A 22,365-nucleotide genomic window follows, 5' to 3' on the forward strand; every position below is an offset into this window, starting at 1 on the left:
CCGGAAAGGTCTCGGTACGGGCAACCATGACCCGGCAGCGCACCCCGGCGTCCGGATAAGGCAGTCTTGTCCCCGTGCCCGAACCCGAATCCCACAGCAGCGATCCCGCAGCACACGACGCCCATCCGCACGCCGCGACCCTGAAGCGGCTGGAGAAGTCCTCCGGGAGTCTCGCGGCGCAGGCCATCGCGCGCATGGACGAGACCCTGTCGTGGTACCGGGCCATGCCACCGGAGAACCGTTCCTGGATCGGGCTCGTGGCGCAGGCGGGCATCGCGGCCTTCACGGAGTGGTTCCGGCACCCGGACGCCCCGCAGGCGATCTCGACCGACGTCTTCGGCACCGCGCCGCGCGAGCTGACGCGGGCGATCACGCTGCGGCAGACCGTGGAGATGGTGCGGACCACCATCGAGGTCATGGAGAGCGCCATCGAGGAGGTGGCCGCGCCCGGCGACGAGAGCGTGCTGCGCGAGGCGCTGCTCGTGTACGCCCGGGAGATCGCCTTCGCCACCGCCCAGGTGTACGCGCAGGCCGCCGAGGCACGCGGTGCCTGGGACGCGCGGCTGGAGTCGCTCGTGGTGAACGCGGTGCTCAGCGGCGAGGCCGACGAGGGCGCCGTCAGCCGGGCCGCGGCGCTCGGCTGGAACTCGCCGGAGCACGTGTGCGTGGTGCTCGGCACCGCGCCCGACGGGGACAGCGAGCTGACCGTCGAGGCGATCCGGCGGGCCGCCCGGCACGCCAAGCTGCAGGTGCTCACCGGGGTCCTCGGGGCGCGGCTCGTCGTCATCGCCGGTGGCAGCGACAATCCGCTCGCGGTCGCCAAGTCGCTGATCGGGCCGTTCGCCGCGGGGCCGGTGGTCGCGGGGCCCGTCGTACCCGATCTGCTGGCCGCCACGCGCTCCGCGCAGGCGGCCGCCGCCGGCCTGAAGGCGTGTTCCGCCTGGCAGGACGCCCCGCGGCCGGTTCTGGCGGACGATCTGCTGCCGGAGCGCGCGATCGCGGGCGATCCGGGCGCCCGCGAGCAGCTGGTGGAGGAGATCTACAGACCACTGGAGGAAGCGGGCTCGGCGCTCCTCGAAACGTTGAGTGTCTACCTGGAGCAGGCGAGCAGCCTGGAAGGCGCGGCCCGCATGCTCTTCGTTCACCCGAACACCGTGCGCTACCGGCTCCGACGTGTGACTGATGTCACCGGTTGGTCGCCATCGGATGTACGATCCGCGTTCACACTGCGGATCGCGCTCATCCTGGGGCGTCTGGCCGATGGTGAAGCCCAGGCATAGGGTTTTGTGGGGGGCCAACAAAAGCCCCCCGTGTTCTTCGTCCCTGTCCCCACGGGCGGCCGTGGCCGTCCCCAAGAGAGAGTGTGAGAGTGCTCGTACTCGTCGCTCCCGGCCAGGGCGCCCAGACGCCCGGCTTCCTGACTCCCTGGCTCGACCTCCCCGGTGCCGCCGACCGCGTCGCCGCGTGGTCCGACGTGCTCGGACTGGACCTCGTCCACTACGGCACCCAGGCCGACGCGGATGCCATCCGCGACACCGCGGTGGCCCAGCCGCTGCTCGTCGCCGCCGGACTGCTGTCCGCCGCGGCACTCGGTGACACGTCCGAGATCGCCCCGGGTGCCGTCGCCGGCCACAGCGTCGGTGAGATCACCGCCGCCGCCTTCGCCGGGGTCCTGGACGCCACCGCCGCGCTCGCCCTCGTCCGCAAGCGGGGTCTGGCCATGGCCGACGCCGCCGCGATCACCGAGACCGGCATGTCGGCGCTGCTCGGCGGCGACGCGGAGACGTCCGTCGCGCACCTGGAGAGGCTGGGCCTGACCCCGGCGAACAGCAACGGCGCGGGCCAGATCGTCGCCGCCGGCACGCTGGAGCAGCTGGCCGTGCTGAACGAGGACAAGCCCGAGGGTGTCCGCAAGGTCGTCCCGCTGAAGGTCGCCGGTGCCTTCCACACGCACCACATGGCCCCGGCCGTCGAGACCCTGGCCAAGGCCGCCGCGGAGCTCACGCCCGCCGACCCGAAGGTCCCCTACGTCTCCAACAAGGACGGCCGGACCGTCGCGAACGGCGCCGAGGTGCTGGAGCGGCTCGTCGGCCAGGTCGCCAACCCCGTGCGCTGGGACCTGTGCATGGAGACCTTCAAGGAGCTGGGCGTCACCGCGCTCATCGAGGTGTGCCCGGGCGGCACCCTGACCGGCCTGGCCAAGCGCGCCCTGCCCGGCGTGAAGACGCTGGCCCTCAAGACCCCCGACGACCTCGACGCGGCCCGCGAGCTCATCGCCGAGCACGCAGGGGCCTAAGGAGCCGTACATGGCGAAGATCAAGCCCAGCAAGGGTGCCCCGTACGCGCGCATCCTCGGCGTCGGCGGCTACCGGCCGACCCGTGTCGTACCCAACGACGTGATCCTCGAGAAGATCGACTCGTCCGACGAGTGGATCCGCTCGCGTTCCGGCATCGAGACCCGGCACTGGGCGGGCCCCGAGGAGACGGTCGCCGCGATGTCCGTCGAGGCCGCGGGCAAGGCGATCGCGGACGCGGGCATCGACGCCGAGCAGATCGGCGCCGTGGTCGTCTCGACCGTCTCGCACTTCAGCCAGACCCCGGCCGTCGCCACCGAGATCGCCGACAAGCTGGGCACCGACAAGGCCGCCGCCTTCGACATCTCGGCCGGCTGCGCGGGCTTCGGCTACGGCCTGACCCTCGCCAAGGGCATGGTGGTGGAAGGTTCCGCCGAGTACGTGCTCGTGATCGGTGTGGAGCGGCTGAGCGACCTGACCGACCTGGAGGACCGGGCCACGGCCTTCCTGTTCGGCGACGGCGCCGGCGCGGTCGTCGTCGGCCCCTCGCAGGAGCCGGCCATCGGCCCGACCGTGTGGGGCTCGGAGGGCGACAAGTCCGGCACGATCAAGCAGACCGTCCCCTGGGACCGGTTCCGGATCGGCGACCTCACCGAACTGCCGCTCGACAGCGAGGGCAACGTCAAGTTCCCTGCGATCACGCAGGAGGGCCAGGCGGTGTTCCGCTGGGCCGTGTTCGAGATGGCGAAGGTCGCCCAGCAGGCGCTGGACGCGGCCGGAATCAGCCCGGACGACCTGGACGTCTTCATCCCGCACCAGGCCAACGTGCGGATCATCGACTCGATGGTGAAGACGCTCAAGCTGCCGGAGCACGTCACGGTCGCCCGTGACATCCGCACCACCGGCAACACCTCGGCCGCCTCGATCCCGCTCGCGATGGAGCGGCTCCTGGCGACCGGGGAGGCGAAGAGTGGCGACACCGCGCTCGTCATCGGATTCGGGGCGGGTCTCGTCTACGCCGCCACGGTCGTTACCCTCCCCTAGGCACTCCGTGCCGGATCATGCGATCCGGTGCGGGAGCAGCACCATCCGCCGCTGTAGCGGCGGACGCCGTAAAACCGTCTGGAATATCAAGAAGGAGCGCCTGACATGGCCGCCACTCAGGAAGAGATCGTCGCCGGTCTCGCCGAGATCGTGAACGAGATCGCCGGGATCCCCACCGAGGACGTCCAGCTGGACAAGTCCTTCACCGACGACCTGGACGTCGACTCGCTGTCCATGGTCGAGGTCGTCGTCGCCGCCGAGGAGCGCTTCGACGTGAAGATCCCGGACGAGGACGTCAAGAACCTCAAGACGGTCGGCGACGCGACCGACTACATCCTCAAGCACCAGGCCTGAGCCACCCCTTAGGCCCCAGGCTGCAAGGCCCCGCCACCCGGCGGTGGCGCCGTAGAATCCCGCATCCGTTGGAGAAAGAATTCCCGTGAGCCCGACCAATCGCACCGTGGTCGTCACCGGTATCGGCGCAACCACACCGCTGGGTGGCGACGCAGCTTCCACCTGGGAGGGTCTGCTCGCCGGCAAGTCCGGCGTCAGCCTCCTGGAACAGGAGTGGGCGGCCGAACTGCCCGTCCGCATCGCCGCGCAGATCGCCGTCGAGCCGGGCGAGATCATCCCCCGCCCGCAGGCCCGCAAGCTGGACCGGTCCGCGCAGTTCGCGCTGATCGCCGCCCAGGAGGCCTGGAAGGACGCCGGTTTCACCGCCAGGGCCGGTGAGGACTCCTCGGTGAACCCCGACCGCCTCGGTGCGGTCATCGCCTCCGGCATCGGTGGCGTGACGACCCTCCTGGACCAGTACGACGTGCTCAAGGAGAAGGGCGTACGCCGCGTCTCCCCGCACACCGTGCCGATGCTGATGCCCAACTCCCCGGCGGCCAACGTCGGGATCGAGCTGGGTGCCCGGGCCGGTGTGCACACCCCGGTCTCGGCCTGCGCCTCGGGCGCGGAGGCCATCGGGTACGCGATCGAGATGATCCGCACCGGGCGTGCGGACGTGGTCGTGGCCGGTGGCACCGAGGCCGCCATCCACCCGCTGCCCATCGCCGCGTTCGGCAACATGATGGCGATGTCCAAGAACAACGACGACCCGCAGGGCGCGTCCCGTCCCTACGACTCCGGTCGTGACGGCTTCGTGCTCGGCGAGGGCGCCGGTGTGATCGTGCTGGAGTCCGAGGAGCACGCGAAGGCCCGCGGCGCGCGGGTCTACGCCGAGGCCGTCGGCCAGGGCATCTCCGCGGACAGCCACCACATCACGCAGCCGGAGCCGTCCGGCAACGGCATCGCGCACGCGCTGCAGAACCTGCTGGACAACACGGACCTGAAGCCGGCCGAGATCGTGCACGTGAACGCGCACGCCACGTCGACGCCGCAGGGCGACGTCGCGGAGATCAAGGCGCTGCGCAAGGTGTTCGGCGACGACGTCGACCACATGGCCATCTCGGCGACCAAGTCGATGACGGGGCACCTGCTCGGCGGCGCCGGCGGTATCGAGACCGTCGCGTCGATCCTGGCACTGGTGAACCGTACGGCTCCGCCGACCATCAACGTGCGCGAGCTCGACGCCGAGGTCAACGCGGACGTGGTCGTCGGTGAGCCGCGGACCCTCCCCGAGGGCCGTATCGCCGCGCTGAACGACTCGTTCGGCTTCGGCGGTCACAACGTGGTCCTGGCGTTCCGGACCATCTGACGGACCCGCGCGAAGGGCCCCCACCGGCTGGTGGGGGCCCTTTCGTCGCGTCCGGGGGTGCGGTGCTCACACCACCTGGTGCAGCCACCGCACCGGCGCTCCCTCGCCCGCGTAGCGGAAGGGCTCCAGTTCGTCGTCCCACGGCTTGCCGAGGAGCTTGGCGATCTCCGCCTCCAGGTCCGTCTCGCCGCGCTGCGAGCGGGTGAGCGCCGCGCGCAGACGGTCCTCGGGGATGAGGATGTCGCCGTGGATGCCGGTGACGGCGTGGTAGATGCCGAGGTCGGGGGTGCAGCTGTAGCGCTCGCCCTCGGCGGTCGCGCAGGGCTCGGCGGTCACCTCGAAGCGCAGCAGGTGCCAGCCGCGCAGCGCCGAGGCGAGCTTGGAGGCCGTGCCGGCCTCGCCCTGCCAGGAGAACTCCGAGCGCCAGGTGCCGGGGGCCGCGGGCTGCCGGATCCAGTCGAGGCCGACGCGCGTGCCGAGCACCCCGGCGACGGCCCACTCGACGTGCGGGCACAGCGCGCGCGGCGCGGAGTGCACGTACAGAACTCCACGTGTCGTCACCGGAACCTCCGGGCAGAGCGGGACATCTTGCGGACTGGCTGGGCGGCTGTGGCGCGACGGCCGCGTTGATGGCGAGGCTACCCTGCGGCGGCGCAAGGAGTGTGACGTACCGTCGGTCCCGGTGCCAGGAAACCCCCGCCATTCACCCAGGGGGACGCTTGTACGGGGGTGCTCCGTTCCCGCGCGCGCGGCCGGGAACCCCCGCACGTTGTTATGGGAGGAAGCACCGGGCGAGGTCCGGGGACGCACCGGGCGCCGGAACCACGACGAGGGGATCACCAGGGGATGCGGAAGCGAAGCAGCCGTACGCGGGCGGCACTCGCGGTCGTGGCGGCCGCCGTGCTGGGCCTCGCCGGGTGCGACGCGGGCGGCGGGGGCGCGCCGGCCGCCGAGCGCCCGAGGGCCCGGGCCGCGAAGCCGGCCCCGGTGTGGGACCGCAGCCCGGACTCGATCGCCGCGGTCGGCGACTCCATCACCCGCGGCTTCGACGCGTGCACGGTGCTGTCGGACTGCCCCGAGGTGTCGTGGGCGACGGGCGGCGACGCCAAGGTGGACAGCCTCGCGGTGCGGCTGCTCGGGGTGACCGGGGCGGCGGAGCGCAGCTGGAACTACGCGGTGACCGGTGCCCGGATGGCCGACCTGCCCGGGCAGATGGCCCAGGCGGCGGCGCGCGGCCCGGCCCTGGTGACGGTGATGGTGGGCGCGAACGACGCCTGCCGGGCGTCGGCGTCGGCGATGACGCCGGTGGCCGGGTTCCGCGCGGACTTCGAGGAGGCCCTGGGCACGCTGCGTTCGGTGCTGCCGAAGGCGCAGGTGTACGTGGCGAGCGTGCCGAACCTGAAGCGGCTGTGGTCCGAGGGGCGGGTCAATCCGCTGGGCAAGCAGGTGTGGCAGCTGGGCATCTGCCCGTCGATGCTGGCCGACGCGGACGATCTGACCAGGGCGGCGACCCTGCGCCGGGACCGGGTGCAGCGGCGGGTGGTGGAGTACAACCGGGTGCTGAAGGAGGTCTGCGCGAAGGACCGCCGCTGCCGTTTCGACGGCAACGCGGTCTACGACTACGACTTCGGCACCGATCAGCTCAGCCACTGGGACTGGTTCCACCCCAGCAAGGACGGCCAGGCCCGGCTGGCGTCGATCGCCTACCGGACGATCACGGCAGCGCGCCCGGCCGGTTAGCCGCCGGTCGCCTACTGTTTTCCACATGAGCGAACTTTTCGGCACACTTTCCGACGGCACCGAGGTGCACCGCTGGACGCTGGAGCGCGCCGGGACACGTGTGGAGGTCCTGACCTACGGCGGGATCGTGCGGTCGGTCGAGGTCCCCGACCAGGCGGGCCGCACGGTGAACGTGGTGCTGGGGTTCGCCGGCCTGGACGGCTACGTCGGGCATCCGGAGCCGTTCCTCGGGGCTCTGGTCGGCCGGTACGCCAACCGGATCGCGGGCGCCCGATTCGAGCTGGACGGCCGGGTGTACGCGCTGGAGGCGAACAACGGCCCGAACTCCCTGCACGGTGGGAGCCACGGCTTCGACAAGCGGGTGTGGGACGCGGAGCCGGTGGCGGACGGGGTGCGGCTGAGCCGGGTGAGCGTGCACGGCGAGGAGGGGTTCCCGGGGCGCCTGGAGATGTCGGCGACGTACACCCTGGACGCGTCCGGTGCGCTGCACATCGCCTACGAGGCGGTGACGGACGCGCCGACGGTGGTCAACCCCACCAACCACAGCTATTTCAACCTGGCGGGCCACTACACGGGAAACGCGGGCGGCCACCGGCTGCGGCTCGCCGCGTCCCGGTACACGCCGGTGGACACGGATCTGATCCCGGCCGGGCCGTCGCAGGACGTGGCCGGTTCGCGTTTCGACTTCCGCGAGGCGCGCGAGGTCGGCTCGGGCTACGACCACAACTTCGTCCTGGACAAGGGGGTCACCCGGGCGCCGCGGGAGGTCGCCGAGCTGCACGACCCTGCCTCGGGGCGGACCCTGACGGTGGCGACGACCGAGCCGGGCCTCCAGCTCTACACGGGCGACCATCTGTCGGAGCCGTTCGCGCCGGGCGACGGCATCGCCCTGGAGACCCAGCACTTCCCCGACTCCCCGAACCGCCCGGACTTCCCGAGCACCGTGCTGCGGCCGGGCGAGGTCTTCCGCTCGGAGACGGTGTACGGCTTCTCGGCGCGCTGAGGCGCCCTCCGTGAAGGCGACGAGCCCCGGTCCGGGGGTCAGGTCCCGGACCGGGGCTGCTCGTGGGGGACCTGTCCCGGATCAGACGTTAATCGGCGCGGAGAGCCGGTGGTCGCCGGCGGAGCGTCCGGCGGCGATCTCGTACGAACCCTTCACAAACGCCCACGACTTCGCCGTGTCGTCCCAGACCTCGAAGGTACGGCGCGGGAGTTCCACGGTCACTTCGACACTCTCACCGGGGCCCGCCTCGGCGGCGGCGAAACCGGCCAGCCAGCGGGCCGGACGCCCGGTGTCGGGCCCCGCCGGGGACAGGTAGACCTGGACGACCTCCCGGCCGGGCCGCTCGCCGGTGTTGCGGACGCGGACGCGGACCGTGGTGCCCTCGACGTCGAGGGACTCGTAGGTCCAGTCGGTGTAGCCGAGGCCGTGGCCGAAGGGGTACGCCGGGGTGCGGCCCGCCTTCTCCCAGGCGCGGTGGCCGATGAACACTCCCTCGGTGTACGGCAGTGCGCCGTCGATCGGGACGACCCGGGTGACCGGGGCGTCGGCGAGGGCGCCCCAGGTGGTGGGGAGCCGGCCGCCGGGCTCGTGGGCGCCGGTGAGGACGTCGGCGAGGGCGGCGCCGCCCTCCTGGCCGGGGAACCAGCCGAGCAGGACGGCGGCGACCTCGTCGCGCCAGGGCAGTTCGACCGGGGAGCCGGAGTTCACGACGACGACGGTGTTCGGGTTGGCGGCGGCGACGGCGCGGACCAGGTCGTCCTGGCGGCCGGGCAGCCGCAGGTCGGTGCGGTCGAAGCCCTCGGACTCCACGCGGTCGGTGGTGGCGACCATGACCACGGCCGTGTCGGCGCCGCGGGCGGCCTCGACGGCCTCGGCGATCAGCTCGTCGGGGTCGCGCTGCGGCTCGGCGTGGGCGAACGCGAAGGTGATGACCTTCATGGGGAGGCCGTCGGGCAGCCGGACGACATGAGTGAGGGAGACGCCGACCGGTTCGCCCGCGGTGAGTTCCACCCGGGCGCGCGGCACGGGGGCGCCGAAGAGCGCCTCGAAGGGGTCGTCCTTGTCGGGGCGCTGGAGGTCGTCGTAGTACGTGGTGCCGTCCACGGCGAGGGTGAAGCCGCCGACGCCCTTGATGCCGAAGGTGTGCGGTCCGGACTCGCGCGGGGTGAAGGTGCCGGTCAGCTCGATGCTGTGGAGGCGGTCGTGGGTGACGCCGTCGGGGAGGTCGGAGCCCATCCACTGGATCAGGCCGCCGGGCGCGGAGCGGGTGCCGATGACGGTGCCGTCCGGGTCCCGGCAGACGGCGCGCAGGGCGAAGCCGCGTTCGGCCGCGGCGAGTTCGGTGGCGGGGTCGGCTCCGACGGCGTAGTCGAGGGTGCCCTCGGGGAGGGCGGCGGTGAGGCCGTCGAGCGGGGAGACGACGCGGGCCGGGAAGACGGTGGCGGAGCCGCCGCCGAGGATGCGGGCGTCGCGGGCGGCGGCGCCGATCAGGGCCACCGTGCCCGGCTTCAGCGGGAGCGCGCCGCCCTCGTTGCGGACGAGGACGAAGGAGCGGCGGGCGATCTCGCGGGCCAGGGCCTCGCCGTCGACCGGCGCGGGCGGCTCGGTGACGACCGGGTCGGCGCCCCGCAGGACGCCCACGCGGGCGGCGAGGAGCAGCACCCGGCGGACGGCGGCGTCGACGGTGGACTCGGCGACCCTGCCGTCCCGTACGGCCCGGGCGAGGGCCTCGCCGTAGACGGTCCCGGGGCCGGGCATGGCGACGTCCAGGCCGCCCTCGATGGCGCCGACCGTGTCGCGGGCGGCCGTCCAGTCGGAGACGTTGCAGCCGTCGAAGCCCCATTCGCCGCGCAGGACGTCGCCGACCAGGTGGCGGTGCTCGGTCATCGTCGTGCCGTTGACCGAGTTGTAGGCGGTCATGACGCCCCAGGGGCGGGCGTTCTCCACGATGGCCTCGAAGGGGGCCAGGTACAGCTCGCGCAGGACGCGTTCCGGGATCAGGTTGTCCACGGTGAAGCGGTCGGTCTCGGCGTCGTTGCCGACGAAGTGCTTGACCGTGGTGCCGACACCGCCGGACTGGACGCCGGTGACGTATCCGGTGCCGATCCGGCCGGTCAGGTACGGGTCCTCGCTGTAGCACTCGAAGTGCCGGCCGCCGAGCGGGGAGCGGTGCAGGTTGACCGTGGGCGCGAGCAGCAGGTGGACGCCCTTGCGGCGGGCCTCCTGGGCGAGCAGCACGCCGGCCCGGTGGGCGAGTTCCGGGTCCCAGGAGGCGGCGAGCGCGGTCGGCGAGGGCAGCGCGACGGAGGGGTCGTCGGCCGTCCAGCGCACCCCGCGGACCCCGATCGGGCCGTCCGACATGACCAGGGACTCCAGGCCGATCCCGGGCACGGCGGGCAGGGTCCACATGTCCTGGCCGGCCAGCAGCCGGGTCTTGGCGTCGAGGTCGAGCCGTCGCAGCGCCGCCTCCACGACCGTCTTCCTGGCCCGGTCCGCTCGCCGCTCGTCCGTCTCCGTCACGGCGGGGCCTCCTCGCTGAAGTCCGTTGGGTGCCTCTCATGCTGCATCCGCCACCTGTAGAGCGGTAGGTTTTGTTATCTTTCCGTTACTTTCGGCTCGCGGTGATGTCGTACGGTGACGCCATGAACGCGAGGGTCAGGGGCGAGGAGCGGCGTGCGGAGATCATCGGGGCGGCCCTGGAGGTGATCGCCGAGCGCGGCTACCGCGGGGCGAGCCTGAGCGCGGTGGCCGAGCGGGTGGGGCTGACCCAGCAGGGGCTGCTGCACCACTTCCCCACCAAGGACGCCCTGCTGGTGGCCGTGCTCCAGGAGCGCGACCGGTGGGACGCGGTGCCCGACCCCCGGTGGCGGACGGACCTGCTGGTCTCGCTGGTCGAGTACAACGCGATGCGCCCGGCGATCGTCCAGACCTTCTCGGCGCTGCTCGGCGAGAGCGTGACGGAGGGGCATCCGGCCCGGGCGTACTTCACGGAGCGCTACGCGGGGGTCCGCGCGAGCATGACGGCCGTGCTGCGCGCGGAGTACGGCGAGCGGCTGCCGAACGGCCTCACCCCCGAGCGCACCGCGCCGCTCCTGGTGGCGGTCATGGACGGACTGCAGTACCAGTGGCTGCTGGACCCGGAGTCCGTCGACATGCCGGGCGCCTTCCGCGACTTCCTGCACCTGCTGGGCGAGCCGGTGGACTGACCGGCCACGGGCCGGCGCCCTACCGAACCGTATGCGCCCCGTGGCGTGAACCGCCCCGTGGCGCCGGTCACTTCCGTCACGCGATACTGCCGCCGTCCACCGCACCACGCGGCGCGCAGCGACGGAAGGACCCGAACTCCCGTGACATCCCGACGCGTTCGCCTCGGTCTGCTCGCACTGGCCCTGCTGACCGGGCTGTCCGGCCTGCCCGGGCCCACCGCCGCGGCATCGTCCGCCCCGGCGCCCGCGGCCCCCTCCCCCACGACCGAGGAGCAGCGCCTCGACCGCGCCGTGCCGCGGGAGATCCTGCGCCGCTCGGGGTTCGACGCCGTGGCCCCGCGGTTCGGCCGGGAGCTCGAGCGCGCGCACTCCTACGCCGAGGCCCGGGGCCTCGTCGCACGGGAGGGCGCCGCGCTGTGGCGGCGGGCCGTGGACCGGGCGCAGGGCCGGGGCCCGGCGGGCGGCGACCTCGGCCGGGACGACGACCGTCCGCTGTACTGGGCGAGGCTGGAGCTGACGCGTGCCGTGCGCACCTGGGAGCCGGGGTTCGGGCTCACCGACCGGGACCGGGCGGACCTGCTGGACCGGCTGGAGCGCGGCTCGCGCGGCCAGGACGGCATCCGCTACCCGGCGAAGGGGCACCTGCGCCGGGTGCTGCTCACCGGGTTCGACCCGTTCACCCTGGACCGCGACATCCGTATCTCGAACCCGTCGGGGGCCACCGCGCTCGCGCTGGACGGCACGGTGATCGAGACGCCCGAGGGCCCGGCGCGCGTCGAGACGGCCGTGTTCCCCGTGCGCTGGACGGATTTCGCGGCCGGCACGGTGGAGCGGACGCTGCGGCCGTACCTGCCGCGGGTGGATCTGTTCACCACCGTCAGCCAGGGCAGGACCGGCCGGTTCGACGTCGAGCGCACCAACGGCGCCTGGCGGGGCGGGTTCCCGGACAACGACGGCGTCTCGCGCACGGAGACGGTGCCGGTCGCCGATCCGGCCTCGCAGCCGCAGTGGACGGGCACGACCCTGCCGTACACCGCCGTGGTCGCCGCGCACACGGGCCGCTTCCCGGTGTACGACCACACGGAGGTGACGGAGATCCCGGCCGGAGGCACCGCCGCGGTCGTACGGCCGGACGGGCCGACCGCCGGCTCCACGGCCCGCGCCGGGGGCGGCGGCGACTACCTGTCCAACGAGATCGCCTACCGGGCCACGCTGCTGCGGGACCGCCTCGGCCTGCACGACACCCTGCCCGGCGGCCATGTGCACACACCGGTGCTGCAGTTCGGCGCCGGCAACACCGATCCGGCGACCGGCACGGTCACCGACCCGGAGTTCGTGCGCAACCGGCTCGACATCATCGGCCAGGTGCGGTCGATCGTGGCCGTGGCGCTCGGCGCCACGCGACGGGCACGGGGCTGAGCACCCCGGTCACCGGCTGACGCCCTCCGCGTCGGGACGGCCGTCCCGGGCGCCGGAGTCGTCGTCGGCGCTCTCCTCGCCCAGCAGGTCGCGGGCGAGGAGGGTGGCGCCCGCCACCGCGCCCGGCATCAGGAAGACCGCGACGAACGGGACCAGGAAGGCGAGGCCCAGGGGGGTGCCGAAGCCCCAGACCAGGGTCTTGCGGGAGCGGAGCAGGGCGAGCCGGGAGCGCAGTTCGACACCCCGGCGCTGCAGGGCGACGGCGGCCAGTTCCTCGGTGAGGAAGAACCCGGTGACGAAGAAGCCGAGCACCGGCACGGCGGTCTGGCCGACGAACGGCAGGAAGCCGAGGGCGAAGAGCAGCACGCCCCACACCAGGGCCCGGACGAGGACGCGCAGGCTGTCGCGGCCGGAGATCCACAGTTCGCGCCAGAGCGGGAGGCCGGAGCGCGGGGCGGTGCCGTCGGGCGAGACGTCGGCGTCGACCTGCTCCGACAGGTTCTCGTAGAAGGGCTGGCCGACCAGCAGCGTGACGGCGGTGAAGGTGAGCACGGCCAGCAGCAGTCCGAGCGCGAACAGGACGGCCGTGAGGAAGCCGCGGAACAGGCCCTGCCAGGGGCTCGCCCAGTCGTCGGCGAACGGGGTCGCCCAGACGACACCGTCCTCGCCCCACACGGCGAGCGCCACCAGCGCCCCCGCGTAGAGCACGAGCGTGATCAGACCGGGCAGCAGGCCGAAGCCGTAGCTGCGCCCGTGCCGGGCCACCCAGCGCTGGCCCTTCACCAAATAACCGAACCCCGACCCGAGATCACGCATGCCGAAGACCTTACCGAAGGACTCGGACACCGGGTGGGGGCAGGTCAGGCGTCCAGCATGCGGCGCAGGAGGTCGCGCAGCGAGCGGCGTTCGTCGGCGGAGAGGCCGGCCAGGGGCTCGCGGGCGAAGCGCAGGCCCTCGCGCAGTTCGCGGGCGACCCGCAGACCGTCGTCGGTGGCCACGGCCAGCTTCACCCGGCGGTCGGCCGGGTCGGGACGGCGCTCCACCAGGCCGCGCGTCTCCAGGCGGTCCACGATCCCGGTCACGTTCGACGGCTCGCACTTGAGCTTGTGGGCGAGCTTGCGCATGGGCAGCGGCTCCACGGAGAGCAGGCTGAGGAGCCGGGCCTGCGGGCCGGTCAGCGTGTGCTCGCCGGCCGCCTCCTCGTAGTCCGTGTAGAAGCGGGCGACGACGTCACCGATCAGCTCGACGACCTCCATGGTGAGGGCGTCGGCACGGTGGGTCTTCGATGGGGTGGACATGCTCACCAGGATACCCGGTTACTTGACATCATGAAATATTCAGGTGCAGGGTTGTTTCAGGTTCTGAAACATCTGCGCCGTCCAAGGAAGGTCACGCACCATGTCCGAGTCCCCCGCACTCCCCGCCGTAAGCCGCGAGTGGCACCTGCTCAACCGCCCGGTCGGCTGGCCGAAGCCCGAGGACTTCGCCCTTGTCGAGGCACCCGTCCCGACGCCCGGCGAGGGCCAGGTGCTGGTGCGGAACACGTACGTCTCCGTCGACCCGTACATGCGGGGCCGGATGTCGGCCGCGAAGTCGTACGCCGCCCCCTACGAGCTGGGCAAGGCCATGCAGGGCGGCGCGGTGGGCGAGGTCGTCGCCTCGAACGCCGAGGGGCTCTCCGTCGGCGACCACGTCCTGCACTTCTTCGGCTGGCGCGAGTACGCGGCCCTGGACGCGCAGCACGCCGTCAAGGTCGACGCCTCGGCCGCGCCGCTGTCGACGTACCTCGGCGTGCTCGGCATGACCGGCCTGACCGCCTACGCCGGACTGCTGCGCACCGCCTCCTTCAAGGAGGGCGACGTGGTGTTCGTCTCCGGCGCCGCGGGTGCCGTGGGCAGCCAGGTCGGGCAGATCGCCAAGCTCAAGGGCGCCTCCCGGGTCATCGGCTCGGCCGGCTCCGACGAGAAGGTCAAGCTGCTGGTGGAGGAGTACGGCTTCGACGCCGCCTTCAACTACAAGAACGGCCCGGTGGCCGAGCAGCTGCGCGAGGCGGCGCCCGACGGCATCGACGTCTACTTCGACAACGTCGGCGGCGACCACCTGGAGGCGGCCATCGGCTCCCTCAACCAGGGCGGCCGGATCGCGGTCTGCGGCATGATCTCGGTCTACAACAACACCGAGCCCGCCCCCGGCCCGAGGAACCTCGCCCGCCTGATCCAGACCCGCGGCCGCATCGAGGGCTTCCTGGTCGGCGACCACTACGACCTCCAGCAGCAGTTCGTCCAGGAGGTCGGCCCCTGGGTCGCCTCGGGCGCGCTGAAGTACCGCGAGACGGTCGTCGAGGGCATCGAGAACAACCTGGAGGCGTTCCTCGGCGTCCTGCGCGGCGACAACACCGGCAAGATGATCGTCAAGCTCTGACCCCCCTGGCTCGACTTTCCGTAATGCGGTAACTTTTTTCCGAAATCCGTCGCCGATCGTGGGCGCGAGTCGCGGCGGACCGAGGAGGAGGACCACCGCATGCCCATTCAGCAGTCCGACGTCCTGTACACGGCCGTCGCCACCGCCGAGAACGGCCGGGACGGCCGTGTCGCCACCGACGACGGCAAGCTCGACGTCGTCGTGAACCCGCCCAAGGAGATGGGCGGCAGCGGCGCCGGAACCAACCCGGAGCAGCTGTTCGCCGCCGGCTACAGCGCCTGCTTCCAGGGCGCCCTCGCCGTGGTCGCCCGGCAGGAGGGCGCCGACGTCTCCGGCTCGACCGTCACCGCGAAGGTAGGCATCGGCAGGAACGACGACGGGTTCGGCATCATCGTGGAGATCTCGGCCGAGATCCCGGGTGTCTCCGCGGAGGCCGCACGGGACCTGGTCGAGAAGGCGCACCAGGTGTGCCCGTACTCGAAGGCGACTCGGGGGAACATCAGCGTGACGTTGGCCTGACGGCCGTCGTTGCAGACAGCGGAGGCCGCATCCCTGGACGTGGGGTGCGGCCTCTTCCGCGGTCCGGGCCCGCCCGGGTCCCCCGGTGGTCCGAACCCGCCCGGGTGCCCCGCCGGCCCCCTACCGCGCGGCGAGGGCGGCCCGGTGCACCGCCGCCACCAGGCGGTCGTTCTCCGGTGCCGCGCCGCCCGGGAAGGCGAACCGGCGCCGGGTGTAGCCGTAGGCGATCCGGCTGCGGGGGTCGGCGAAGGACTGGACGCCGTTCGCGCCGCTGTGGCCGATCGTGCCGGCGCCGAGGAAGGAGTGCCAGGTGTCGGCGGTCGCCTGGAACCCCAGGCCGAACGAGGTGTGCCTGCGGGCCACCAGGTCGTGGCCGACGGAGTGGATCTGCCCGAACTCCGCGACCGTGTCCTCCTTCAGCAGCGGGGCCTTGCCGTCGACCTCGCTGATCGCCGCCGCGTACATCCCCGCGAGACCCCGCGCCGAGCCGACCCCGCCCACCGAGGCCGGGCCCCTGGCGCGGATCAGCCGCTCGTTCGCCAGGCCCTCCAGGTCGGTCGGCTGGGTGCCGTGCCGGTTGAAGGCCACCGCGGCGAGGGTGTGCGGACCGGCCGGCAGCCCGTCGAGGAGGGCCTGCTGCGCCGGCGTGGGCAGCATCGGCCGGGCGGAACGGAAGCGCGGCTCGTGCGCGGCGGGCAGGCCGAGGTACAGCTCCAGGCCGTAGGGGGCACGGATCCGCTCCTCGTACAGCTCCTGGACGGTACGGCCCGTCGCCCGCCGGACGACCTCTCCGGTGAGCGCGCCGATCACCAGGGCGTGGTAGCCGAAGGCCGTGCCCGGCCGCCAGAACGGCCGCTGGTCGGCGAGACGCTCGGCGATCACCCGGTCGTCGGCCAGTTCGGCGGGGGTGAACCCGGTGTCGGTGCCGATCAGCCCGGCGCGGTGCGCGAGCAGGTCCCGCAGGGTCAGCGCACCCTTGCCCTCGGCGGCGAACTCGGGCCAGTAGTAGGTGACCTTGCGGTCCAGTTCCAGCGTGCCGTCCTGCACGAGCAGCGCGGTGACCAGGTGGGCCGCGCCCTTCGTGGCCGAGTGGACGGCGTAGAGCGAGTCGCCCGCCGCGCCCTCACCCGTCCACAGGTCCACCACGGGCCGCCCGTGGACGTACACGCACAACTGGCCCTCGTAGTCGTCCCGTTCCCCGGCGGCGAAGGCGGCGAACTCCTCGCGCACCGCCTCGAAACCCTCGGCTACCGTGCCGTGGACGGTGGTCTCCTGCGTCATCCGCTCTCCTCAACTGAGCCGGCTCGCCGCTCCCCCTCGGCACAACGCCCGTCCGGATCAGGGCGTTTCCTGGATCGGTACGGCGGGAGGTGCCCGTACGACTCAACCGCGGCCCGGAGGCGGGGCCGTCGGGGACAGGGCGGCAGGGTGGTGCGCGGCCCGCTCGGGGCGGCTCAGGTGCACCACCACAGGAAACGGTTGCAGGTCTTGGTGGGCGACGGCCGCGGGGTGGGCCCGGAGGTCGTCGGTGCGGCCGTCGGGGTGGCGGCGGGCGGGGTCGTGGCCGGCGCGGCGGGGCCGCCCGCGGTGGCGCCGGAACCCGTGGTGGCCTGCTGCTGCGCGGCGCCGGTGGCCTCGGCGGACGGGGACGCGGAGTCCTTCTCCTTCGGGGACTTCGAGGCGGACGCGGAGGCGGAGGCGCTCGCGGACGCGGAGACGGAGGCGCCCGGAGTGGCGGCGGAGCCGTCGTCGAGCGGCCGGTCCGTGCGCTCCGGGGCGGCGGAGGGCGAGCCGCCGTCGACCGTGGTGTCCCGGGCCGCGGCCGGCTGGTCGTCGGCGAACGGCGAGAAGGGCGCGTCCGTACCCAGTTCGGCGAGGCTGAGTCCGCCCGCGGCCAGGACGAAGCCGGCGGCTATGAGCACGGTCCGGCGCCGTCTGCGCCGGTGCGCCGCGGCCTTGCGGTCACGACGGCTGGAGTCGGCCTCGGCGGGGCTCACGGTGGCGGCGCCGCGCTCTCTTCGCCGGGCGGCCCGGCCGCCCGCCCGGGGCTCGCCGGGGACTCCGGCGCTTCCGGCGCGTCCGGTTCCCCGGGGGCGTCCGGTTCCGCCGCGGCGCCCGGCTCGTACCCGGGCGAGGCGTCGTACCCCCCGGTGCCGTCGTACCCCTGCACACCTTCGTACCCCTGCGGGGTTCCGTGGTCCTGGGCGGTTCCGTGGTGCTGCTCAGGGACGGGAGCGCCGTACGGCTCACCCGCACCCGTGGGGGCGTGGCCGGCCGGGGCGTGGGCGGGCACGGCGAGCCGCTCGGCCGGCGCGCCGCACCCCGGGCAGGCCAGGGCGCCGTTGAGGTGCCGTTGGCACGGGTGGCAGAAGTCCATGACGCGGGAAGACTAGAGTCCGCATGGGTCGAGTTCCCAGTCGGCCTTGTGAAGGTTTCGTAGACGAGCGGAAGAACTCCCGCACGCCGTGCCGGAACCGTTACCTGTTCGACCCATTGACACCCCCACCGCGCCGTCCTTACTGTCACGCCAGCATTTCGAACGTGTGACGAAATCTCGAACAGCTGAGGGGCAACTGCCGTGCGCATCACCGGAATCAGCACGCACGTGGTCGGCACGCCGTGGCGCAACCTGACCTACGTCCAGGTGCACACCGACGAGGGCATCACGGGAGTCGGCGAGACCCGGATGCTCGGTCACACCGACGCGCTGATCGGCTACCTGCGGGAGGCCGAGGCCAACCACATCCTCGGTTCGGACCCGTTCGCCGCCGAGGACCTCGTGCGCCGCATGAAGTACGGCGACTACGGGCGGGCCGGCGAGATCGTCATGTCCGGCATCGCGGTGATCGAGACGGCCTGCTGGGACATCAAGGGCAAGGCTCTCGGCGTACCGGTCTGGCAGCTGCTGGGCGGGAAGGTCACGGACCGGGTCAAGGCGTACGCCAACGGCTGGTACACGACCGAGCGGACCCCGGAGGCTTACCACAAGGCGGCGCAGGGGGTCGTCGAGCGCGGTTACAGGGCGCTGAAGATCGACCCGTTCGGCACCGGCCACTTCGAGCTGGACCGTGCACGGACCCTGTACGCCGTCTCCCTCATCGAGGCCGTACGCGACGCGATCGGCCCGGAGACCGAGCTGATGCTGGAGATGCACGGCCGCTTCTCCCCCGCCACCGCCGTCCGGCTGGCCAGGGAGATGGCCCCGTTCGAGCCGGCCTGGCTGGAGGAGCCGGTACCGCCGGAGAACCTCAAGGCGCTGGAGAAGGTGGCCGCCAAGGTCGACATCCCGGTCGCCACCGGCGAGCGCATCCACGACCGGATCGAGTTCCGCGAGCTGTTCGAGAGCCAGGCCGTGGACATCATCCAGCCCGACGTCGGCCACCTCGGCGGCATCTGGGAGACCCGGAAGCTGGCCGCCACCGCGGAGACCCACTACATGCTGGTCGCCCCGCACAACGTGGGCGGGTCCGTGCTGACCGCGGCCTCCCTCCAAGTCGGCTTCACGTCACCGAACTTCAAGATCCTGGAGCACTTCAACGACTTCGCGGACGCGGAGATCAAGAAGGTCGTCAAGGGCGCGCCGGAGGTCGTCGACGGGTACTTCCACCTGTCCGACGCGCCGGGGCTCGGCGTCGAGCTGGACGTCGACGCGGCGGCCGAGTTCCCGCAGCAGCAGGCCCGGTTCGACCTGTGGGCCGAGGGCTGGGAGCAGCGCAAGCCGAAGGACACCAAGTGAGTTCGCCCAGCTCGCGGGTCGTCGTCGAGGCGCCGGGCGTCCACCGGGTCGAGGAGCACACGCCCCGGCAGCCCGGCCCCGGCGAGGCTCTGGTGGCCGTGCACGCGGTCGGCATCTGCGGCAGCGACCGCGAGGTGTACCAGGGCAACCGGCCCGAGGGGTACGTGCGTTACCCGCTCACTCCCGGACACGAGTGGTCCGGCACGGTCCGGGCCGTGGGCGCCGGGGTGCCCGGGACGCTGGTCGGCCGCAAGGTCGTCGGCGAGGGCTTCCGGAACTGCCAGGTCTGCGACCGCTGCCACGCGGGCGAGACCACGCTGTGCACGGACGGCTACGAGGAGACCGGCTTCACCCAGCCGGGCGCCATGGCCGCGACGCTCACCCTGCCGGCCCGGCTGCTGCACGTCCTCGCGGACGACGCCGACCTCACCGCGGCCGCCCTGCTGGAGCCGGCCGCCTGTGTGGCGGCCGCGGCGCTGAAGGCCGGCGCCCGGCCGGGCGAGCGGGCCGCGGTGGTCGGCACCGGCACGCTCGGGATGTTCGCCGTGCAGTTCCTGAAGGCCGTCTCGCCCGGGGAACTGCTGGTGGTGGGCACCGGGCGGGACCGTGAGGCACTGTCCCGGGGATACGGGGCCACGGACTTCCGGACCCGGGACCAGGAACTCCCCGGCGACTTCGACGTGGTGGTCGAGACCGCCGGGTCCGCGTCGGCCGCGCGCACCGCCGCCTCCCTGCTCAGGCGGGGCGGACGGCTGGTCCTGACCGGTATCCCGGCACCCGGCGCGGACGGTCTCGACCCGACCGACCTCGTCGTACGGCAGCTGGAGGTGCACACCGTCTTCGGGGCGCCGCCGGACGCCTGGGCGCACACCGTGCGGGTGTTCGGCGCCGGACTGCTGGACCCGTCGCCGCTCGTCACGCACGAGCTGCCGCTGACCGAGTTCTCGCAGGCCATCGAGTTGGTCGGGGCCGGCGACCCGAAGGTGGGCAAGGTACTGCTCCGCCCCTAGCCGTACGCCGGCCGGGCGTGACCCGACGGCGCGCCGGCCGGCGTACCGGGAGGGCCGCTTCTTTCGCGGCACCGGCAGGACCCCTCTCCGCCCCGAGTTGCGAACCACGTCCGAAATACCGAACACGAAGGACAGCCCGTGACCGACGCTTCCGCCCCGGCGGCCCGCAGGCCCGGCGAGCAGGTGCTCTCCGCCCTCGGCCTGGGCGCCCCCGCCCTCGACCCCGCCGACGCCTCCGCCCACAGCTTCCCGGGCGGCGGCCGCTGGCGCACCGAGATCCCCTCGTGCGAGGGTCCCGAGGCGCTGACGATCGTGCTCAAGGAGGCCTCGCGCCTCGACGTGCCGATCCACCGGATCAGCCAGGGCAGCGGCGTGTGGATGCTCACCGACGCCGAGATCACCGAGATGGTCGAGGCGACCGCCGAACGCGACATCGAGCTCTGCCTGTTCACGGGCCCGCGCGGCACCTGGGACATCGGCGGCTCGGTGCGCTCCGACTCGCGCGGGGCCGGACTGCGCGCCCGCGGCCACGACGCCGTCGCCGGCTGCCTGGAGGACGCCGTCCGCGCCACCGAACTGGGTGTCCTCTGCCTGCTGGTGGCCGACGAGGGCGTGCTGTGGACCCTGCACCGGGCGCGCGAGGCGGGGATCATCCCGGCCTGCACCACGCTGAAGGTCTCGGCACTGATCGGCCCCGTCAACCCGGCCTCGTACGCCGTCTACGAGCGGCTCGGCGCCGACTCGGTCAACGTGCCCAGCGATCTGACGCTGGATCACCTCACCGAGATCCGCCGGGTGTCCCGCGCCCCCATGGACATGTACATCGAGGCCCCGGACGACCTCGGCGGCTACGTGCGGATGTACGAGGTCGCCGAGCTGATCCGGCGCGGCGCGCCGCTCTACCTGAAGTTCGGTCTGTCCAGGGCCCCCGGCATCTACCCGTGGGGGACCCATCTGCGGGACGTGACCCTGGACACCGCCCGGGAGCGGGTGCGGCGCGGCCGCCTCGCCCTGGACCTGCTCGCCCGGCACGGCGCGGACGGCGACATGGCGCCGCTCGGCTCCCGGCTGCCCGGCCCGCTCCACCGCTTCACCACCGCCTGACCCCCTCCCGACGCCGAGACGACCAAGGACTGATCACCATGCGCAACCGCAGAGCCGCACTCGCCGCGACGGCCGCAGCCGCCTCGCTCGCCCTGACGCTGACCGCCTGCGGGCAGAGCGGCGAGGGCGGCAGCAAGGAGAAGTCGGGCGGCGCCGAGGGCGCCACCATCGGCATCGCGATGCCCACCAAGTCCTCGGAGCGCTGGATATCCGACGGCAAGAACGTCGTGAAGGACCTGGAGGCCAAGGGCTACAAGACCAAGCTCGTCTACGGCGAGGACGACCCCGAGCAGCAGGTCTCGCAGATCGAGAACCTGATCACGCAGGGCGTCAAGGGACTGATCATCGCGGCGATCGACAACAAGTCCCTGAACAGCGTGCTCCAGCAGGCCGCGGACGCCGACATCCCGGTCATCAGCTACGACCGCCTGATCCTCGGCTCGCGGAACGTCGACTACTACGCCTCCTTCGACAACGAGAAGGTCGGCAGGCTCCAGGGCCAGTACATCGTGGACAAGCTCGGACTGAGCAAGGGGAAGAAGGGCCCGTTCAACATCGAGCTCTTCGCCGGCTCCAACGACGACAACAACACCCGGTACTTCTTCGACGGCGCGATGAGCGTCCTGAAGCCGTACATGGACAAGAAGCAACTGGTCGTACGGTCCGGACAGACCGCCCTCAACAAGGTCACCACCCTGCGCTGGGACGGCGCCACCGCCCAGCGGCGCATGGACGACATCCTCACCTCCTCGTACAAGAGCGAGAAGGTCGACGCCGTCCTGTCGCCCTACGACGGCATCTCGATCGGCGTGCTGTCGGCGCTGAAGTCGGACGGCTACGGCTCGGGGAGCAGGCCGCTGCCGGTCATCACCGGCCAGGACGCCGAGCTCGCCTCCGTGAAGTCGATCATCGGCGGCCAGCAGACGCAGACCGTCTACAAGGACCTCCGCAAGCTCGCCGAGGTCGCCTCGACGATGGTCGACGACGTGCTGAAGGGCAAGAAGCCGCAGGTCAACGACACCAAGTCGTACGACAACGGCACCAAGGTCGTCCCCTCCTACCTGCTCCAGCCGGTGAGCGTCGACAAGACCAACTACGAGGAGGTCCTCGTCAAGGGCGGCTACTACACGGCCGCCCAGCTCAAGTAGTCCCGCCGACCGTCCGACC

At 72.5% G+C, this 22,365-nt stretch carries 22 protein-coding genes; 15 read left to right on the forward strand and 7 right to left on the reverse strand.

Annotated elements, in window-relative coordinates:
- Window positions 1–74: 74 nt before the first annotated feature.
- The 5 genes from fasR to fabF all read left to right on the forward strand — a co-directional run bounded on the left by fasR (window position 75) and on the right by fabF (window position 5,040).
- Complete coding sequence (gene fasR, locus N8I86_RS13225; protein WP_073893613.1) at window positions 75–1,280, forward strand: fatty acid biosynthesis transcriptional regulator FasR; 1,206 nt, start codon at window positions 75–77, stop codon at window positions 1,278–1,280.
- An 89-nt stretch (window positions 1,281–1,369) separates the two neighbouring features.
- Window positions 1,370–2,296, forward strand: a complete 927-nt coding sequence (locus tag N8I86_RS13230) for an ACP S-malonyltransferase (RefSeq protein WP_263277836.1) — start codon at window positions 1,370–1,372, stop codon at window positions 2,294–2,296.
- A 10-nt stretch (window positions 2,297–2,306) separates the two neighbouring features.
- On the forward strand, window positions 2,307–3,338 hold the full coding sequence (locus N8I86_RS13235; RefSeq protein ID WP_073893617.1) for a ketoacyl-ACP synthase III: 1,032 nt from the start codon (window positions 2,307–2,309) through the stop codon (window positions 3,336–3,338).
- A gap of 105 nt (window positions 3,339–3,443) precedes the next feature.
- Window positions 3,444–3,692: an acyl carrier protein gene (locus N8I86_RS13240; RefSeq protein ID WP_018545314.1), complete on the forward strand. Its 249-nt coding sequence runs from the start codon at window positions 3,444–3,446 to the stop codon at window positions 3,690–3,692.
- An 85-nt stretch (window positions 3,693–3,777) separates the two neighbouring features.
- On the forward strand, window positions 3,778–5,040 hold the full coding sequence (fabF, locus tag N8I86_RS13245; protein WP_073893619.1) for a beta-ketoacyl-ACP synthase II: 1,263 nt from the start codon (window positions 3,778–3,780) through the stop codon (window positions 5,038–5,040).
- A 66-nt stretch (window positions 5,041–5,106) separates the two neighbouring features.
- On the opposite strand, the gene N8I86_RS13250 is transcribed toward fabF, so the two are convergent.
- Window positions 5,107–5,601 carry a DUF3145 domain-containing protein gene (locus N8I86_RS13250; RefSeq protein ID WP_073893621.1) on the reverse strand — a complete coding sequence of 165 codons (495 nt, stop codon included), beginning with the start codon at window positions 5,599–5,601 and terminating at the stop codon, window positions 5,107–5,109.
- A 285-nt stretch (window positions 5,602–5,886) separates the two neighbouring features.
- Here N8I86_RS13250 and N8I86_RS13255 point away from each other — a divergent pair, with 285 nt between their 5' ends.
- Both N8I86_RS13255 and N8I86_RS13260 read left to right on the forward strand, forming a co-directional pair.
- Complete coding sequence (locus N8I86_RS13255) at window positions 5,887–6,780, forward strand: SGNH/GDSL hydrolase family protein (RefSeq protein WP_073893623.1); 894 nt, start codon at window positions 5,887–5,889, stop codon at window positions 6,778–6,780.
- Between the two features lie 25 nt (window positions 6,781–6,805).
- Window positions 6,806–7,783, forward strand: a complete 978-nt coding sequence (locus tag N8I86_RS13260) for an aldose epimerase family protein (protein ID WP_263277837.1) — start codon at window positions 6,806–6,808, stop codon at window positions 7,781–7,783.
- Window positions 7,784–7,864: 81 nt separating this feature from the next.
- Here the strand turns inward: N8I86_RS13260 and N8I86_RS13265 are convergent, their stop codons facing one another.
- A complete protein-coding gene (locus tag N8I86_RS13265; protein ID WP_263277838.1) occupies window positions 7,865–10,303 on the reverse strand; it encodes a beta-glucosidase H in 2,439 nt (812 codons plus the stop codon).
- Between the two features lie 104 nt (window positions 10,304–10,407).
- On the opposite strand from N8I86_RS13265, the gene N8I86_RS13270 reads away from it, so the two are divergent.
- Window positions 10,408–10,989: a TetR/AcrR family transcriptional regulator gene (locus N8I86_RS13270; protein WP_263277839.1), complete on the forward strand. Its 582-nt coding sequence runs from the start codon at window positions 10,408–10,410 to the stop codon at window positions 10,987–10,989.
- A gap of 141 nt (window positions 10,990–11,130) precedes the next feature.
- Window positions 11,131–12,408 carry a pyroglutamyl-peptidase I gene (locus tag N8I86_RS13275; RefSeq protein WP_263277840.1) on the forward strand — a complete coding sequence of 426 codons (1,278 nt, stop codon included), beginning with the start codon at window positions 11,131–11,133 and terminating at the stop codon, window positions 12,406–12,408.
- 9 nt (window positions 12,409–12,417) lie between these two features.
- Here N8I86_RS13275 and N8I86_RS13280 read toward each other — a convergent pair whose 3' ends face one another.
- Together N8I86_RS13280 and N8I86_RS13285 are read right to left on the reverse strand one after the other, a co-directional pair.
- Window positions 12,418–13,224 carry an EI24 domain-containing protein gene (locus N8I86_RS13280; RefSeq protein ID WP_263277841.1) on the reverse strand — a complete coding sequence of 269 codons (807 nt, stop codon included), beginning with the start codon at window positions 13,222–13,224 and terminating at the stop codon, window positions 12,418–12,420.
- A 44-nt stretch (window positions 13,225–13,268) separates the two neighbouring features.
- Entirely contained in the window at window positions 13,269–13,706 is a 438-nt protein-coding gene (locus N8I86_RS13285; RefSeq protein ID WP_073893629.1) for a MarR family winged helix-turn-helix transcriptional regulator, read from the reverse strand.
- A gap of 100 nt (window positions 13,707–13,806) precedes the next feature.
- Between N8I86_RS13285 and N8I86_RS13290 the strand changes: the two genes are divergently transcribed.
- Both N8I86_RS13290 and N8I86_RS13295 read left to right on the forward strand, forming a co-directional pair.
- Complete coding sequence (locus tag N8I86_RS13290) at window positions 13,807–14,829, forward strand: NADP-dependent oxidoreductase (protein ID WP_073893631.1); 1,023 nt, start codon at window positions 13,807–13,809, stop codon at window positions 14,827–14,829.
- A gap of 99 nt (window positions 14,830–14,928) precedes the next feature.
- The gene (locus N8I86_RS13295) at window positions 14,929–15,348 is read left to right on the forward strand and encodes an organic hydroperoxide resistance protein (protein WP_073893633.1); all 420 of its coding nucleotides are present in this window, start codon (window positions 14,929–14,931) and stop codon (window positions 15,346–15,348) included.
- Between the two features lie 120 nt (window positions 15,349–15,468).
- Here the strand turns inward: N8I86_RS13295 and N8I86_RS13300 are convergent, their stop codons facing one another.
- The 3 genes from N8I86_RS13300 to N8I86_RS13310 all read right to left on the reverse strand — a co-directional run bounded on the left by N8I86_RS13300 (window position 15,469) and on the right by N8I86_RS13310 (window position 17,725).
- A complete protein-coding gene (locus N8I86_RS13300; RefSeq protein WP_263277842.1) occupies window positions 15,469–16,629 on the reverse strand; it encodes a serine hydrolase domain-containing protein in 1,161 nt (386 codons plus the stop codon).
- Window positions 16,630–16,802: 173 nt separating this feature from the next.
- On the reverse strand, window positions 16,803–17,345 hold the full coding sequence (locus N8I86_RS13305; protein ID WP_263277843.1) for a hypothetical protein: 543 nt from the start codon (window positions 17,343–17,345) through the stop codon (window positions 16,803–16,805).
- Window positions 17,342–17,725: an SCO2400 family protein gene (locus N8I86_RS13310; protein ID WP_263277844.1), complete on the reverse strand. Its 384-nt coding sequence runs from the start codon at window positions 17,723–17,725 to the stop codon at window positions 17,342–17,344. The genes N8I86_RS13305 and N8I86_RS13310 overlap by 4 nt, the downstream gene beginning before the upstream one ends.
- Window positions 17,726–17,926: 201 nt before the next feature.
- On the opposite strand from N8I86_RS13310, the gene N8I86_RS13315 reads away from it, so the two are divergent.
- The 4 genes from N8I86_RS13315 (at window position 17,927) to chvE (ending at window position 22,346) form a co-directional block, all read left to right on the forward strand.
- The gene (locus tag N8I86_RS13315; RefSeq protein ID WP_073893637.1) at window positions 17,927–19,084 is read left to right on the forward strand and encodes a mandelate racemase/muconate lactonizing enzyme family protein; all 1,158 of its coding nucleotides are present in this window, start codon (window positions 17,927–17,929) and stop codon (window positions 19,082–19,084) included.
- Window positions 19,081–20,094 (forward strand): zinc-dependent alcohol dehydrogenase, encoded by a 1,014-nt coding sequence (locus tag N8I86_RS13320; protein WP_263277845.1) that lies wholly within the window; start codon window positions 19,081–19,083, stop codon window positions 20,092–20,094. The genes N8I86_RS13315 and N8I86_RS13320 overlap by 4 nt, the downstream gene beginning before the upstream one ends.
- A 138-nt stretch (window positions 20,095–20,232) precedes the next feature.
- Window positions 20,233–21,198: a hypothetical protein gene (locus tag N8I86_RS13325; protein ID WP_263277846.1), complete on the forward strand. Its 966-nt coding sequence runs from the start codon at window positions 20,233–20,235 to the stop codon at window positions 21,196–21,198.
- A 38-nt stretch (window positions 21,199–21,236) separates the two neighbouring features.
- Entirely contained in the window at window positions 21,237–22,346 is a 1,110-nt protein-coding gene (gene chvE, locus N8I86_RS13330) for a multiple monosaccharide ABC transporter substrate-binding protein (protein WP_073893643.1), read from the forward strand.
- Window positions 22,347–22,365 lie beyond the last annotated feature (19 nt).

It is taken from the genome of Streptomyces albidicamelliae (assembly GCF_025642175.1).
Classification (GTDB): Bacteria; Actinomycetota; Actinomycetes; order Streptomycetales; family Streptomycetaceae; genus Streptomyces; species Streptomyces albidocamelliae.

Coding starts and splice junctions, on each gene's coding strand:
- N8I86_RS13270 (WP_263277839.1), top strand. CDS start 10,408: ATGTCGTACGGTGACGCCATGAACGCGAGGGTCAGGGGCGAGGAGCGG.
- N8I86_RS13285 (WP_073893629.1), bottom strand. CDS start 13,706: ATGTCCACCCCATCGAAGACCCACCGTGCCGACGCCCTCACCATGGAG.
- N8I86_RS13300 (WP_263277842.1), bottom strand. CDS start 16,629: ATGACGCAGGAGACCACCGTCCACGGCACGGTAGCCGAGGGTTTCGAG.
- N8I86_RS13290 (WP_073893631.1), top strand. CDS start 13,807: ATGTCCGAGTCCCCCGCACTCCCCGCCGTAAGCCGCGAGTGGCACCTG.
- N8I86_RS13260 (WP_263277837.1), top strand. CDS start 6,806: ATGAGCGAACTTTTCGGCACACTTTCCGACGGCACCGAGGTGCACCGC.
- N8I86_RS13240 (WP_018545314.1), top strand. CDS start 3,444: ATGGCCGCCACTCAGGAAGAGATCGTCGCCGGTCTCGCCGAGATCGTG.
- N8I86_RS13280 (WP_263277841.1), bottom strand. CDS start 13,224: ATGCGTGATCTCGGGTCGGGGTTCGGTTATTTGGTGAAGGGCCAGCGC.
- N8I86_RS13255 (WP_073893623.1), top strand. CDS start 5,887: ATGCGGAAGCGAAGCAGCCGTACGCGGGCGGCACTCGCGGTCGTGGCG.
- chvE (WP_073893643.1), top strand. CDS start 21,237: ATGCGCAACCGCAGAGCCGCACTCGCCGCGACGGCCGCAGCCGCCTCG.
- N8I86_RS13310 (WP_263277844.1), bottom strand. CDS start 17,725: ATGGACTTCTGCCACCCGTGCCAACGGCACCTCAACGGCGCCCTGGCC.
- N8I86_RS13295 (WP_073893633.1), top strand. CDS start 14,929: ATGCCCATTCAGCAGTCCGACGTCCTGTACACGGCCGTCGCCACCGCC.
- N8I86_RS13235 (WP_073893617.1), top strand. CDS start 2,307: ATGGCGAAGATCAAGCCCAGCAAGGGTGCCCCGTACGCGCGCATCCTC.